The sequence below is a fragment of the Arthrobacter sp. 9AX genome, from assembly GCF_902506095.1.
Taxonomy (GTDB): domain Bacteria; phylum Actinomycetota; class Actinomycetes; order Actinomycetales; family Micrococcaceae; genus Arthrobacter.
This window is the reverse complement of record NZ_LR733293.1, coordinates 1,729,477-1,743,709: the sequence shown is the minus strand read 5'-3', so window position 1 is coordinate 1,743,709 and position 14,233 is coordinate 1,729,477. Positions and strand designations below refer to the sequence as shown.

At 66.6% G+C, this 14,233-nt stretch carries 16 protein-coding genes; 3 read left to right on the top strand and 13 right to left on the bottom strand.

What is annotated here, in order from left to right:
* Positions 1–9 precede the first annotated feature (9 nt).
* Positions 10–753, top strand: coding sequence for an ABC transporter permease (locus tag BACI348_RS07930; RefSeq protein ID WP_159829917.1), 744 nt, complete (start codon positions 10–12; stop codon positions 751–753).
* Between the two features lie 68 nt (positions 754–821).
* A complete protein-coding gene (locus BACI348_RS07925) occupies positions 822–1,436 on the top strand; it encodes a TetR/AcrR family transcriptional regulator (RefSeq protein WP_159829915.1) in 615 nt (204 codons plus the stop codon).
* A gap of 13 nt (positions 1,437–1,449) precedes the next feature.
* Here the strand turns inward: BACI348_RS07925 and BACI348_RS07920 are convergent, their stop codons facing one another.
* From BACI348_RS07920 to dxr, 8 genes are all read right to left on the bottom strand, one after another.
* Positions 1,450–2,340: a GNAT family N-acetyltransferase gene (locus BACI348_RS07920; protein ID WP_159829913.1), complete on the bottom strand. Its 891-nt coding sequence runs from the start codon at positions 2,338–2,340 to the stop codon at positions 1,450–1,452.
* Positions 2,303–3,469: a flavodoxin-dependent (E)-4-hydroxy-3-methylbut-2-enyl-diphosphate synthase gene (gene ispG / locus BACI348_RS07915; protein ID WP_159824720.1), complete on the bottom strand. Its 1,167-nt coding sequence runs from the start codon at positions 3,467–3,469 to the stop codon at positions 2,303–2,305. Before ispG ends, BACI348_RS07920 begins: the two co-directional genes overlap by 38 nt.
* A gap of 28 nt (positions 3,470–3,497) precedes the next feature.
* Positions 3,498–3,791 carry a YciI family protein gene (locus tag BACI348_RS07910; protein WP_159824719.1) on the bottom strand — a complete coding sequence of 98 codons (294 nt, stop codon included), beginning with the start codon at positions 3,789–3,791 and terminating at the stop codon, positions 3,498–3,500.
* 134 nt (positions 3,792–3,925) lie between these two features.
* Complete coding sequence (locus BACI348_RS07905; protein WP_159824718.1) at positions 3,926–4,438, bottom strand: hypothetical protein; 513 nt, start codon at positions 4,436–4,438, stop codon at positions 3,926–3,928.
* Positions 4,435–5,154 carry a MarR family transcriptional regulator gene (locus tag BACI348_RS07900; RefSeq protein WP_159824717.1) on the bottom strand — a complete coding sequence of 240 codons (720 nt, stop codon included), beginning with the start codon at positions 5,152–5,154 and terminating at the stop codon, positions 4,435–4,437. Before BACI348_RS07900 ends, BACI348_RS07905 begins: the two co-directional genes overlap by 4 nt.
* Positions 5,155–5,241: 87 nt before the next feature.
* A complete protein-coding gene (locus tag BACI348_RS07895) occupies positions 5,242–5,916 on the bottom strand; it encodes a DUF4386 family protein (RefSeq protein ID WP_159824716.1) in 675 nt (224 codons plus the stop codon).
* Between the two features lie 54 nt (positions 5,917–5,970).
* The gene (locus tag BACI348_RS07890; RefSeq protein WP_159824715.1) at positions 5,971–7,302 is read right to left on the bottom strand and encodes a M50 family metallopeptidase; all 1,332 of its coding nucleotides are present in this window, start codon (positions 7,300–7,302) and stop codon (positions 5,971–5,973) included.
* 18 nt (positions 7,303–7,320) lie between these two features.
* Entirely contained in the window at positions 7,321–8,505 is a 1,185-nt protein-coding gene (gene dxr / locus BACI348_RS07885; RefSeq protein ID WP_159824714.1) for a 1-deoxy-D-xylulose-5-phosphate reductoisomerase, read from the bottom strand.
* A 131-nt stretch (positions 8,506–8,636) separates the two neighbouring features.
* On the opposite strand from dxr, the gene BACI348_RS07880 reads away from it, so the two are divergent.
* Entirely contained in the window at positions 8,637–10,106 is a 1,470-nt protein-coding gene (locus tag BACI348_RS07880; protein WP_159824713.1) for a lipase maturation factor family protein, read from the top strand.
* Here the strand turns inward: BACI348_RS07880 and BACI348_RS07875 are convergent.
* From BACI348_RS07875 to BACI348_RS07855, 5 genes are read right to left on the bottom strand one after another with little or no spacing between them, the layout of a single operon-like run.
* Positions 10,103–10,942, bottom strand: a complete 840-nt coding sequence (locus BACI348_RS07875; RefSeq protein ID WP_159824712.1) for an HpcH/HpaI aldolase/citrate lyase family protein — start codon at positions 10,940–10,942, stop codon at positions 10,103–10,105. The two genes, BACI348_RS07880 and BACI348_RS07875, sit on opposite strands and share 4 nt — an antisense overlap.
* Positions 10,939–11,487, bottom strand: a complete 549-nt coding sequence (locus BACI348_RS07870; RefSeq protein WP_159824711.1) for a MaoC family dehydratase — start codon at positions 11,485–11,487, stop codon at positions 10,939–10,941. The genes BACI348_RS07875 and BACI348_RS07870 overlap by 4 nt, the downstream gene beginning before the upstream one ends.
* Positions 11,484–12,251: a CoA transferase subunit B gene (locus tag BACI348_RS07865; RefSeq protein WP_159824710.1), complete on the bottom strand. Its 768-nt coding sequence runs from the start codon at positions 12,249–12,251 to the stop codon at positions 11,484–11,486. The genes BACI348_RS07870 and BACI348_RS07865 overlap by 4 nt, the downstream gene beginning before the upstream one ends.
* Positions 12,252–12,253: 2 nt before the next feature.
* Complete coding sequence (locus BACI348_RS07860; RefSeq protein ID WP_159824709.1) at positions 12,254–13,021, bottom strand: CoA transferase subunit A; 768 nt, start codon at positions 13,019–13,021, stop codon at positions 12,254–12,256.
* A gap of 47 nt (positions 13,022–13,068) precedes the next feature.
* Positions 13,069–14,232 (bottom strand): acyl-CoA dehydrogenase family protein, encoded by a 1,164-nt coding sequence (locus BACI348_RS07855; RefSeq protein WP_159824708.1) that lies wholly within the window; start codon positions 14,230–14,232, stop codon positions 13,069–13,071.
* Position 14,233: the final 1 nt, after the last annotated feature.

Sequence of the window (14,233 nt, the reverse complement as noted above, 5' to 3'; positions counted from 1 at the left end):
GATGCCGTGATGATGCTGGCCACCACCCGCCGGGTGCTGGAGCAGCTGCGCCACGACCACCGCAGCATCGCCATGATCCTGGTGGTCCCTGCGCTGCTGCTGACCGCGGTGTACTTCCTCTACGAGAACGAGACCCTGCCGCCTGGGGCGCCGCGCACGTTCGACCGCGTGGGGCTGATGATGCTGGCCATCTTTCCGTTTGTGGTGATGTTCCTGGTCACCTCCATCACCATGCTGCGTGAAAGGACCTCAGGGACCCTCGAACGGCTGCTCACCACTCCCGTCCATAAGGCAGACCTGCTCTTTGGCTACGGCCTGGCGTTTTCCATCATGGCCGCCCTGCAGTCCCTGGTGGCGACCGCCGTGGCGTACTGGATCTTCAATCTCGACATCAAGGGGCCTCCCGGCTTTGTGGTCCTGATCGCCGTTATCAACGCAGTCCTCGGCGTTGCCCTGGGGCTGCTGTGCTCGGCGTTTGCCCGGACGGAGTTCCAGGCGGTCCAGTTCATGCCGGTGGTGGTGGTGCCGCAAATCCTGCTCTGTGGACTGTTCGTCGCGCGCGACCGCATGAACGATGTCCTGGAAGCCATCTCGAATGCCCTTCCCCTGACGTACTCGGTGGACGCCCTGCAGGAAATTGCCGCAAACGCGGAGGCCACCGAACAGATGTGGCAGGACGCAGGCATCATGGGAGCCATTGTGCTGGGTGTCCTGGTGCTGGCCTCCCTGACCCTGCGGAGGCGGACAGCGTGACCCTGCCGGAGGGCGCGCATGCGCGTGACTCCCTGCCGGCTGGTGACCCCCTGCCCGCTCGCGGCTCCATGACGGCGAAGCGGGGGCGGCGCGGCGGATCAACGGCGTCCAGGGACCGGATCCTCGATACCGCCCGCCGGTTGTTCGCCGAGCACGGTTTTGAGGGCACCAGCCTCCGGCAGGTGGCCAGGACGGCAGGGGTGGATCCTGCAATGGTCCACCACTTTTTCAGGGGCAAGGATGAGCTCTTCGCCCTGAGCGTGGAAATTCCTGCGGACCCGGATGAAGTGCTCGCGGATGTTTCCGCCGCCCGGCCGGAACTCCGGGCGGAACTGATCGTCCGCGCCGTCCTTCGTCTCTGGGAGAGCCCGGCCCAGCCAAGCCTGGTGGCCTTCCTCCGGGGCACCCTCGGCTCAAAGGCTAAAACAGCGCTCCTCCGCGAGCTGGTCACGCGCACTGTCATCAGTCGGATCATGGCGGGAGTGCAGGGGCCGCCGCGGGACGTTGCCCTGCGCGGAGACCTGGTGGCAACGCAGATGGTGGGACTGATGATGGTCCGCTACGTGGTGCGGCTGGAGCCGTTGGCGTCGGCAGAGCCGGAGGACGTGGTCCGGCTCGTAGCGCCGAACGTGCAGCGGTACCTCACGGGCGGCCTGGCCGGCTTCGGGCAGCCGGCCGGCTAACACTGACAACCCGCTAGAAAAGGATGGTGGCGAACGTGCCCACCTGGCGGAAGCCCACCCGCTCGTACGTGGCCCGGGCCCGCAGGTTGAAGCCGTTGACGTAAAGGCTGGTGACCGGCGCGACTTTCCGGGCCTGCTCCACCACGGCAGCCATATATCCTGCGCTCAGGCCCTGGCCCCGGTAGAGCGGGTTCATCCATACGCCCTGGATCTGGGTGACGTCGGCGGTGACGGCGCCCAGCTCTGCCTTGAACACCACCTCGCCGGCACTGTTCAGGTGGACCAGGGAATGGCCCTGGCGGATGAGGCCTTCCACCCGGCGGCTGTAGAACTCCCTGCCGCCAAGGAAGGGAGAATACCCCACTTCTTCCTCGAACATGGCAGCGCATGCCGGAAGGATGCGGTCGAAGTCTGCAAGGTTGCCCAGCGCCAGGCCGGGATTGGCGGGGATCGACGGCGGGTCCTCGATGGTCATCAGCGGCTGCTCGGCGCGGACTTCGTGTGCACGGTGGCCCAGTTCCACGAGTTCGGCGTGCAGGGCAAGCACGGACTCCGCCGGACCGAACGCGGAGGCGTAGCGGCGTCCGGACCTGTTGGCCACCTCGGCCACCGCCCCGGCAAGCTCCGGGTCCAGCTGGACCGGGACCAGGTTGGCCCCTGCCCAGCACGCACCCACCAGGACGCCGTCGTCGAAAACGCCAATGACGCCGGCCCCGCCGCTGGTGGGTGCGGCAGTGCCGGCGGCACGCAAGTGGGCAAGGATAAAGACGTTGGTGACCGGATCCTGCTGCGCCAGCAGCCTGAGCGCGGCAGTATCCGTACCGTCCAGGGTGCGTACGGAGAGTCCCGGGGTGTCGGGAACGTCCTTACGAGACGCTAACCACGGGGCTACCCTTGACAGCATCTTCGCCATCGGCCTCCCCCATCTCTTCCGCGATACGCATGGCCTCTTCGATCAGTGTCTCAACAATTTGGCTCTCGGGCACAGTCTTGATGACTTCACCCTTCACAAAGATCTGGCCCTTGCCGTTGCCGGACGCAACACCAAGATCTGCCTCGCGGGCTTCACCGGGGCCGTTCACCACGCAGCCCATCACGGCCACGCGCAGCGGGATCTCCATCCCTTCCAACCCGGCGGTCACCTGCTCGGCCAGCGTGTAGACGTCCACCTGGGCACGGCCGCAAGAGGGGCAGGAAACAATCTCCAGCTTCCGGGGCCGCAGGTTGAGTGACTGGAGGATCTGGTTGCCCACCTTGATCTCCTCCACCGGCGGCGCGGAGAGGGAAACGCGGATGGTGTCGCCGATGCCCCGGGACAGCAGCGCGCCGAAGGCCGTGGCAGACTTGATGGTCCCCTGGAACGCCGGACCGGCCTCGGTGACGCCAAGGTGCAGCGGCCAGTCGCCCTTCTCCGCCAGCATCTCGTAGGCAGCAACCATCACCACGGGATCGTTGTGCTTGACGGAGATCTTGAAGTCGTGGAAACCGTGCTCTTCGAACAGCGATGCTTCCCAGACGGCTGACTCCACCAGCGCCTCAGGCGTGGCTTTGCCGTATTTCTTAAGGATGCCGGGCTCCAGCGAGCCTGCGTTGACGCCGATCCGGATGGAGGTCCCGTGATCGCGGGCAGCGGCAGCGATCTCCTTCACCTGGTCGTCGAATTTGCGGATGTTGCCCGGGTTAACGCGTACGGCAGCGCAGCCTGCCTCGATGGCCGCGAAAACGTACTTCGGCTGGAAGTGGATGTCCGCGATGACCGGGATCTGGGACTTCTTGGCGATGATGGGCAGCGCTTCGGCATCGTCAGCAGAGGGGCAGGCCACCCGGACGATGTCACAGCCGGATGCGGTGAGTTCCGCAATCTGCTGCAGGGTGGCGTTGATGTCCGTGGTGGGCGTGGTGGTCATCGACTGCACGCTGATGGGGAAATCAGAACCCACCCCCACGGAACCGACTTTGATCTGGCGGGTCTTGCGGCGGGGGGCAAGGACGGGCGGCGGTGCCGAAGGCATTCCCAGGCTGACCGAGGTCACGTGGACTCCTAGAGTTGAAAGAGGGCGGCTAGGCGGCGAGGCCGGCCAGCATACCGGTGATGGGCGACCACTCCGTGATGCGGGTTCCGGCGATAACCCCGGCGGCTGCGAAGGGGTCCTGCTTGAGGATCGAATTCAGGGCGGATTCGTCTGCGGCCTTGAAGATCAGCAGCGCTCCCGCGCCGTCACCGTAGGGCCCGCTGGCCAGGATGACACCATCCTGGGCAAGGCCGGCAGTCCATTCGCGGTGCGCCGGACGGGCTTCACTGCGGGCTTCGGTGGATTCGGCGGCGTAAACGTACTCAACGGCAAAAACTGTCATACGGCTACCCTATCGCCCTGCCCGCCGTTGCACGCATCCGGACAGCCGAACGGGATTCTTCCCACACCCGCAACCATGCCTGCCCTGCGCTGCGCCCTGCCCCGGCGCCCTGCGCCCTGCCCGGCTCAGTACACCTAGGACAGGAACAGGACCTTGACGGCCGCTGCTGTTCCTGCCGCCCAGAGCATGGACGTCAGCGTGCCGATGATGAATCGCTCAGCCGCGACTGGCGTCTCCTTCAACTCCGCAAACCTGCCCAGGCCCTTGATGGCCACAATGTAGGCGATGGCCACCGGCTGCCCGGTGAGGATCGCAAGGCAAACTCCGAGCCTTTCCAGGACTCCGATGATCGCCCCGCCGCGCAGGATCCGTTGGGTTGGCGCGGGAACTTCCACAGCAGAACCGGCCGACGGCGGGACGTCAGGCGCCGCTGTCAGCTCACCGTCCACGCCCTGGGTTTCGGCGTGCGGGGAATCAACGGTGACGTCCGCGGCAGGGTCCTCCGCGGCCCTCCTGGCCTCCTCCGCAGCCTTGGCCGCATCCGCTTTGTCGTCGATGGTCCGGGCCAGCCGGAACACCAGGGACGTCACGGGCCAGCCGGCGAAGCCGGCCACGATCAATGCGACGGCAATCCAGAGGGCGTTCACATGTCTCCTTCATTCCGGGGCGGGGCCGGGTTGGCGTCCGCAACCCGACTCCGCGCGTACTCCAGGAGCATGGCTGCTGCCGGCCTGGCTGCCCATTCTTCCTGCCAACCGGAGCGGAGTACGGCACGGCTCACCGACTGCTCCGTGATTCCCAACTCCCGGGCCACATGTTTCTGGCTGCCGTGTTTGCCGTCGGCGGCCTGCACGGCACGGAGGCTGTCCACCACCCGCCACTGTGCCTGGGTACGTTCCTGGACCAGGCGCCCGATCAGCCGAAGCACCGCCTGGGCGTTGGCACCTGCCACGGCTCCTTCATTGGCTCCTTCGTCCGCTCCTTCCCTGGCTTGGGATGGGGGGCCCTTGCCACGGCCCATCATGCCCGCGACCACCGACAACGGGACCTGGCCCCCGGCGGCCTTGGCCAGTTCCACGGCTTTGCGGGCGGCCACAAACCCGCTTCCGGAGCCTTCACGGGGACTGCCTCCGGGGGCCAGCCGCACCACGCCGATACCGATCCCCACGTACCAGTACCCGCTCCGAAGGGCATGCAGGGCCACATCCACCACCTCGTCGGCCCGGTCCACCACTCCCTGGAGTTCGTCGCCCACGGACCGTTCAAAGCGTGCGGAAGTGAGGCTTCGGAGCCCGGCGATCAGTTCCGGCACCCGATCGACGTCGGAAGTGCTGCCGCGCTGGTCAATGGTCAGGACGTACATGCCCTAACCGTACCCAGCTGATGCGCAACAATCAATCATAAATAGCTGATTATCAGATATCAGCCGCATCGGGCTGATAAAAGGAAGTCACCGCTGGAAGGGTTCGGGGGCCTGCCGGGACGCGTGCCCGGCAATCCATCCCCCGGCAGCCGCCAGGAGCACGGCACCGATTGACTGCGTTGGCAGGCTGCTTCCCGTTGTGGCCAACCCCAGCACAACGCCCAGGACGTAGAACACGACGGCCCCCACCGCCCAAAGGGCCCCTGCCCACCGCGGCAGCACCCGGGAACGCCATACCGCGACGCCCAGGAGGACCGAACCCAGGAATGCCAGCAGGAGTCCCAGCAGGAATGCTCCGGTCATGGACGCCGGAAAGTCCAGCTGCATCACGTCCTCGTGTCCCTTGAGGTACGCCTCCCCGACAGCCGGCGTGGCAAACGTGGAGATCACAGCGGGCACCAGGAGCAAGGCAGTGCCCAGGGCGCCGGTTGCCATCGCGGGCAATGCAAGGCGACCCGACCTGCTGTTGGCCAGGAAACAACCCAAAGCGAAGACGCCGAAGAGTGCCAGGATGGTACCGGCGGTGGCGCCCAGCAGATGGCTGGCCTGGTAGGAACCAGAGCTGACAAAACGTGCCCAGGCGGCGGTGTCCTTCGTCTGGTCGGGCTGCGGCTCCAGCGCGCCCCATGCTGTAACAAGCCATGCGACAGGCAGTGCCCACAACCCTGCCAGGATCCAGCGGGTGACGCCCTGAGTGTTCACTGTGTCCACCTCTCTCACTGCGGGGCTTGCCGGCCCTTTGGAGGCACCCCCGTGTCAGCCGAAGAGGTTCACCGGCTTCACGATGTCGGCATAGATGAGGAGTGCGCTCATGCCCATCAGCAACGCTGCCACTACGTAGGTCACCGGGAGGAGCTTGGCGATATCGAAGGCTCCCGGGTCCGGCTTGCCGAACAGGTTGGCCACCCGGCGCCGGGCACCTTCGTACAGCGCACCCGCCACATGCCCTCCGTCGAGCGGCAGCAGCGGGACCAGGTTGAAGACCGCCAGTGCAAAGTTGAGCCCGGCCAGCAGCCCAATCAGGGTGGCCACACGTGACTGCACGGGGATCTCCTCCATCGCGGCAACTTCGCCGGCCACCCTGCCCACGCCCACCACGCTGATGGGGCCGTTGGGGTCGCGCGGTTCCTCGCTGAAGGCAGCTTTCGCCACCCCCACCACCCGGGCCGGCAGGTTGAAGATCACGCCTGCCACCTGCTTGATGTTCTCCCCCGCCATGGGCAGGACGGACGACGCCGGCTGGGGCACCAGTTCGGTCTGCGCACCAATGCCGAGGAAGCCCACGTCCTGGTACAGGAGGTTGCCGCCGGCGTCCGTCGCCTGCCGGCCGTCCGCCCCGATGATGGGCCGGGCAGACAGCACCGGGGTCACCGTGGTGGACACGGGAGCGCCGTCGCGCTCCACGGTGATGGCTACCTCGCGGCCGGCGGAGGCACGGATCCACTCGGTCAGCTGGTCCCAGCCGGTGACGGCCTTCCCGTCGAAGGAGGTGACGGTGTCGTTCGGTTTCAGCCCGGCCGCGGCAGCCGGGGTGAGCTGGCAGTCGGCGGAGTCCGGGTCCACAGTCTCGCCGGCCGCCACCTGGCACTTGGAGACGTCGGAAATGGTGGTGGTGGCCGCGGCCACGCCGAATCCCATCAGCAGGACGGCCGTCAGGAGCACGCCAAGGAGCATGTTCATGGCCGGTCCGCCGAGCATCACGATGATCTTTTTCCAGACCGGAAGCCGGTAGAAGACCCGGTTTTCGTCGCCCGGGCCCACTTCCTCGTGCGCCAGGGAGCGGGCTTCCGTGGCCAGGGTCTGGAACATGCCCGTGCTGGAGGGACGCACAGTGCCGTCCTCCTTGTTGGGCGGGTACATGCCGATCATGGACACGTAGCCGCCCAGCGGGATGGCCTTCACGCCGAACTCGGTTTCGCCCTTCCGCCGCGACCAGAGCGTGGGGCCAAAGCCGATCATGTACTTGGTGACACGCACCTTGAACAGCTTGGCGGGCAGGAGGTGGCCCACTTCATGGAGCGCGATCGAGGCCGCGATGCCGATGGCCACAAAGACGACACCGAGGACAAAGAGGAGAACGGGGGTCATGGAAATGCTTGCTGCTTCCTAGAGACTGCTGACTGCTAAACGTTCGTTGGCGCGCGCACGTGCCCAGCTCTCAGCATCCAGCACGGAATCCACCGTCAGCCCGGAGGATCCTGAATGTTCGCTGAGAACTGCTGCGATGGTGTCCACGATGTCGGTGAACCGGATCCGGCCTGCGTGGAAGGCCGTGACGGCTTCCTCGTTGGCGGCGTTGAAGACGGCCGGAAAGGTGCTTCCCTTCTTTGCGGCATCCTTGGCAAGATCCACTGCGGGGAAGGCCGCCACGTCCAGCGGCTCGAAGGTCCAGGTGGCGGCCCGGGTCCAGTCGCAGGCGGCAGCTGCCTTGGGGACCCTGTCCGGCCAGCCGAGGCCCAGGGCTATGGGCAGTCGCATGTCCGGCGGCGAGGCCTGGGCGATGATGGACCCATCGATGAACTGGACCATGGAATGCACCACGGACTGGGGATGGACCACCACGTCGATCCGGTCCAGCGGCACGTCGAAGAGCAGGTGCGCCTCGATGACTTCCAAGCCTTTGTTGACAAGGGTTGCCGAGTTGGTGGTGACCATCACGCCCATGTCCCAGGTGGGGTGCGCCAGCGCCTCCAGGGGCGTAACGCCGTGCAGCTCCTCCCGGTTCCGGCCCCGGAAAGGGCCGCCGGATGCTGTGAGGATCAGCTTGTCCACCTCGTCTGCCGACCCCGAACGCAGGCACTGGGCAATGGCGGAATGCTCCGAGTCCACCGGGACGATCTGGCCTTCGCGGGCGGCCGCCTTGACCAGTTCCCCGCCCACGATCAGGGATTCCTTGTTCGCCAGGGCCAAGGTGGCGCCGGACTTCAGCGCCGCGAGCGTTGGCGCCAGTCCGATCGATCCGGTGATGCCGTTGAGCACCACGTCGGCTTCCACTTTGGCGATCCTGGTGGAGGCGTCAGGCCCGGCGATGATCTCCGGGCGGTACCCGTGCTTGCCCGCCGCGGCGGCCTCGGCGGCCACGAGCGCCGCCAGTTGGCCGGCGTCCCCGCCGGCGATGCCGATGGCGCTGGCACCGGTGTGGACTGCCTGGCGGGCGAGGAGGTCGAGGTTGCCTCCCCCGGCGCTGAGTGCCACCACCTCGAAAAGGTGCGGGGCGCCGTCGACGACGTCAATCGCCTGGGTGCCGATGGAGCCGGTGGATCCGAGGAGGGCGATCTTGCGTGGCTGCATTGGTTAAGTATCGCGCACCATCCCCGGCCCGCTGCGACTTGACCCAGTGCTCCATGACCACCACTCCCTGCCCACCGCGCCCTGACCAACCGTTCCTTGACCACGAGGCGGCCGGGCGTAACGTGTACTGCGTGGACTGGCTCTCATGGTTTGATGCGCCGGAATACGAGTTCGCCCGGCAGGTGCTGCAGCGCGGAGTGGCGGCACTGTATTTTGTTGCGTTCCTGTCCTCGCTGAACCAGTTCCCGGCCTTGCTGGGTGAGCGCGGGCTGTTGCCGGTGCCGGAGTTCCTGGCCGGGTTCAGCCGGTTGCGCCGGCCCACCCTTTTTCGCTGGCGGTATTCTGACCGGCTGGTGCGCTGGATCTGCGCGGCAGGGCTTCTGGTCGCGGCCCTGCTCGTGGCTGGTGTTCCGCAGCTGGGACCACCGTGGGTTCCGATGATCGCGTTCCTGGCCTTGTGGCTGCTCTACATGTCCATCGTGAACGTGGGGCAGACGTTCTACGGCTTTGGCTGGGAGATGCTGCTGCTCGAGGCCGGCTTCACCGTGGCCTTCCTGGGTTCAGACCAGACGGACCCGCCGCGGACCATCCTGATCCTGATCATCTGGCTGGTGTTCCGGCTGGAATTCGGCGCGGGCATGATCAAGATCCGCGGCGGCAGGGAATGGCGCGACCTGACCGCCCTGTATTACCACCATGAAACCCAGCCGATGCCCGGGCCGCTGAGCCGGCAGGCCCACCTGTTGCCCAAGCCCCTCCACAAGGTGGAAGTGCTGGGCAACCACTTCGCCCAGCTGGTGGTGCCGTTCTTCCTCTTCGCACCGCAGCCGGTGGCCAGCGCAGCAGCGGCGGTGGTCATCTTCACCCAGCTGTGGCTCGTGGCCAGTGGAAACTTTGCCTGGCTGAACTGGATCGCCATCGTGCTGGCCTTCGCCGCGGTGAGCGATCCGGTGGTGCACGCCGTGTTCCCGGTGATTCCGCTGGATTGGCACGGCGAAACAGGCGCGGCGCGGGAGACCCCGCTGTGGTGGCAGGCCATCACCCTGGCGGTTACCCTGCTGCTGGTGGTCCTCAGCTACTGGCCGCTGCGCAACCTGTTCTCCAAGCACCAGCTGATGAATGCCAGCTTCAACCGCTGGCAGCTGGTCAACACCTACGGGGCCTTTGGGACGGTGACCAAGCAGCGCATCGAGATCGTAGTGGAGGGGACGCTCGACGACAGCCCGGATGACTCACCGGACTGGCGAGAGTACGGCTTCAAGGGCAAGCCCGGCGACCTCCGGCGGCTCCCCCGCCAGTGGGCGCCGTACCACCTGCGGCTGGATTGGCTGATGTGGTTCCTGCCGCTGCGGACAGTCCACGAGGAGTGGTTCTACGCCTTCCTGGGCAAGCTGCTGGAGGCGGACCGCGGGACGTTGCGGCTGCTCCGGGATGACCCGTTCGACGGCGTGGCTCCCCAGTGGGTGCGTGTCCGCAGCTACCGCTACCGGTTCTCCACCCGGAAGGAATTCCGGGAGACCGGGAACCGGTGGGTCCGGACACTGCTGCACGAACCCATCCGGCCCGTGTCGCTGCGGCGGTCCGGCGGGCGGAGGCGCTAGACGCGCTCCCCCGCACGCCGGAGGACGGACTCGGCATGCTTGAGGATGGGCCCGTCGATCATCTGGCCGTTGTACTGGAAGACGCCCTTGCCGGCGGCCGCAGCAGCCTGCAGCAGGGCCGTCGCAGCCGAGACTTCGGCTTCGGACGGCGCATAGGCTTCCCGCACTACGGCTGCCTGGCTGGGGTGGATGCAGGCCTTGGAGCTGAATCCCGACGCGACGGCGTCGGCCGTTTCCGCCGCCAGCCCGGAAAGGTCCGGGATATTCGTGTACACCGCGTCCACAGCCTCCTTGCCAAAGGCCCGGGCGGCCAGGAGGACCGTGGAGCGGGCGTGCAGCGCCACCGCCCGGTAGCCGCCGTCGTCCGTCCTGCTGGACGTCCCGCCCAGCGATGCCAGCAGGTCCTCGGCTCCCCACATCAGCGCCACCACGTTCGGGGCGGCCGCGATGGCCGGCGCGTTCAGGACGCCCTTGGCCGTTTCACACAAGGCGATCACCTGGTACCCGGCCAGGGCCTCCAGCTGTGCCGCACTCTCGGCCTTGGCCAGCATCACCGTCCGGTACGGCGTGTGGGCCAGGCAGTGCAGGTCCTTCCCGAACTCCTCAGTGCCTGCCGGGTTGACCCGGACGATGGTCCGGCTGGGATCCAGTTCGGGCACGTCGCCGGCGGCTCCGAGCTGGGCAAGGATGGCACCGCGCGCGCGTTGCTTGTCCGCGGGGGCCACGGCGTCCTCAAGGTCGACGATGACGGCGTCCGCCCGCTCGGCGGCCTTCTGGTAGCGCTCCGGCCGGTCGGCAGGGCAAAAAAGCAGGGCGGGGCCCATCACAAAGGTCATACCGGTATTGTGCCCCCTTCGCCGCCAGCCTGCTGGCGGTGCGCTTCCCGGGTCCACATCAGGCAGCTGCGCGTGGCCAGTGCCACCACTGTGCCGTCCTGGTTGCGGCCTGTGTGCTCCATGGTGACAATGCCCTGGCCGGGCCGGGAGGCCGAGAGCCGCTTGCCGCTGATGACCGTCTCGGTGTAAAGCGTGTCGCCGTGGTACAGCGGATGCGGGAAGGACACGTCGGTCAGGCCCAGCTGGGCGATGATGGTGCCCTGGGTCAGCTGCGACACGGACTGGCCCACCACTGTGGCGAGCGTGAACATCGAATTGACCAGCCGCTGGCGGAACGGCTGCCCGGCGCTCCAGGCGGCATCGAGGTGCAGGGCCTGGGTGTTCATGGTGAGGGTGGTGAACAGGACATTGTCCGTCTCCGTCACGGTGCGGCCGGGCCGGTGGGCGTAGAGCACGCCCTCCTCCAGCTCATCAAAGTACAAGCCGCGCTGCTCGATCACGCGCGGCCCGGTGGTTGAGCCCGTCGAAACCCCGTCGCCGGTCATACGGTCAGTTCCCGGTCTTCTTCGAAGAGCTCGGCGCCGGTGGCGGCGGCGACGTCTTCCACTGAAACATTGGGCGCGAGTTCCCGCAGCACCAGCCGGGACCCGGAGTCGTCGGCAACAACATCGATCACTGCCAGGTCCGTGATGATCCGGTCCACGCAGCCCTTGCCGGTGAGGGGCAGCGAGCACTGCTTGACGATCTTGGGGTTACCGTTCCGGTCAACGTGCTCCATCATCACAATGACCTTCTTGGCACCGAACACGAGGTCCATCGCGCCGCCCATGCCCTTGACCATCTTGCCCGGGATCATCCAGTTGGCGAGGTCGCCGTTCTCCGCCACCTCCATGGCGCCCAGGACGGCGACGTCCACGTGGCCGCCGCGGATCATGCCGAAGGATGCTGCGGAGTCGAAAAACGCTGCCCCCTTGTTGACCGTGACCGTTTCCTTGCCGGCATTGATCAGGTCCGGGTCAACGGCGTCCTCCGCGGGATAAGGCCCGACGCCGAGGATTCCGTTTTCGGAGTGCAGCACCACCTCCACGCCTTCGGGGATGTAGTTGGGAATCAATGTGGGCATGCCGATGCCCAGGTTGACGTACTGGCCGTTGCTGAGCTCCTGCGCCACCCGGGCGGCCAGTTCATTCCGGGTCCAGCCTTTGGTGCCGGTCCCGTCCGCGGGTGTCTCATGCTGTTGGGCTGCGGCGCGGCGGTACTCAGGGCGGACGCCTTCGGGCCGCGGGGCGTAGGGGCTGTTCGGGTCCATGGCTAAGCTCCTGCCTGCGGGTTGAGGGCGACTGTCCGTTTCTCGATGCGTTTTTCGGCGTTGGCGGCAAGCACCACGCGCTGGACGAAGATGCCCGGGGTATGGATGTGCCCGGGGTCCAGCTCGCCGGGTTCCACGAGTTCCTCCACCTCGGCGATGGTGATCCGGCCGGCCATGGCACAGAGCGGGTTGAAGTTCATGGCGGTGGCGTGGAAGACCAGGTTTCCGTGCCGGTCCCCCTTCCAGGCATGGACCAGCCCGAAGTCCGGCGCCAACGCCTCCTCCAGCACGTAGTCAACCCCGGCGAAGGAGCGCACCTCCTGCGGTGCCGACGCGATCGCAACCCGGCCCTCGGCGTCGTACTTTTGCGGCAGCCCGCCCTCGGACACCTGCGTGCCCACCCCGGCCTTGGTGTAGAAGGCAGGGATGCCGGCGCCGCCGGCGCGGAGCTTTTCGGCCAGCGTTCCCTGCGGGGTGAGCACCACCTCGAGTTCGCCGGCCAGGTACTGCCGGGCGAACTCCTTGTTCTCACCGACGTAGGAGCTGATGGTGCGGCGGATCCTGCCGTCGCGGAGCAGGATGCCCAGGCCCCAGTCGTCCACGCCGCAGTTGTTGCTCACTGTCTCCAGTCTGGAGGTTCCTGCCTTGTGCAGCGCATCGATGAGGGTGACCGGGATTCCACACAAACCGAAACCGCCCACGGCCAGGGACGCGCCGTCCGGGATGTCCGCCACTGCTTCCCCGGCGGTGGCAACAACCTTGTTAATCATCAGTGATCCTTTCAGGCCGGCTACAGTCCCTGCTCACACAAACTGGATTACAGACCCAGTTCGCGGGCGATCAGCATCAGCTGGACCTCCGTGGTGCCCTCCCCCACTTCAAGGATCTTGGAGTCGCGGTAGTGGCGTGCCACGGTGAACTCGTTGATGAAGCCATAGCCGCCGAATACCTGGGTGGCATCCCGCGCATTGTCCATGGCCGCCTCGCCTGCGACCATCTTAGCGATGGCCGCCTGGGTCTTGAACGGCTTGCCGGCCAGCATGCGGAAGGCCGCATCGTAGTACGCCAGGCGGGCGGTATGGGCTCTTGCTTCCATCCGCGCGATCTTGAAGGCGACCGCCTGGTACTTGCCGATCCGGTGTCCGAAGGCGCTGCGTTCCTTCGCGTATTTTACGGAGAGATCCACGCATCCCTGGGCTGCGCCGGTGGCCAGTGCGGCGATGGCGATGCGACCCTCGTCCAGGATGGACAGGAAGTTGGCGTAGCCGCGGCCTTCCACCCCCAGCAGGTTTGCCTCGGGAACGCGAACGTCCTTCAGGGTCAGCGGGTGGGTGTCCGAGGCGTTCCAGCCCACCTTGTTGTAGGCTTTCTCGGCTTTGAAGCCGGGCGTGTCGGTGGGGACCAGGATGGTGGAGATCTCCTTCTGGACGGAGCCGTCCGGGCGTTCCTTCTGCCCGGTGACGGCGGTGACGGTGACCAGGCGGGTGATGTCGGTGCCGGAGTTAGTGATGAACTCCTTGTTCCCGTTGATCACCCAGTTGCCGGCTTCGCGCCGGGCGTGGGTTTTGGTACCGCCCGCGTCCGATCCTGCCTCCGGTTCCGTCAGGCCGAAACCGGCGAGCGCCTGGCCGGACGCCAGCATGGGCAGCCACTCCTGCTTCTGTTCGTCCGTGCCGAAGCGGTAGACGGGCATGGCACCCAGGGAGACCCCGGCTTCGAGGGTGATAGCGACCGACTGGTCCACCCGCCCCAGCTGTTCCAGGGCGAGGGCAAGCGCGAAGTAGTCCCCGCCCATTCCGCCGAACTCCTCCGGGAACGGCAGCCCGAACAGGCCCATCTCGGCCATCTGCTTGACGATTTCGTAAGGGAAGCTGTGCTCCTCGTCGTGCTTGGCTGATACCGGGGCCACCACTTCGTCGGCGAATTCGCGGACCGTATTGCTGAGGTCCTGGTATTCCTCGCTGAGTTCAAAACCTGCCATG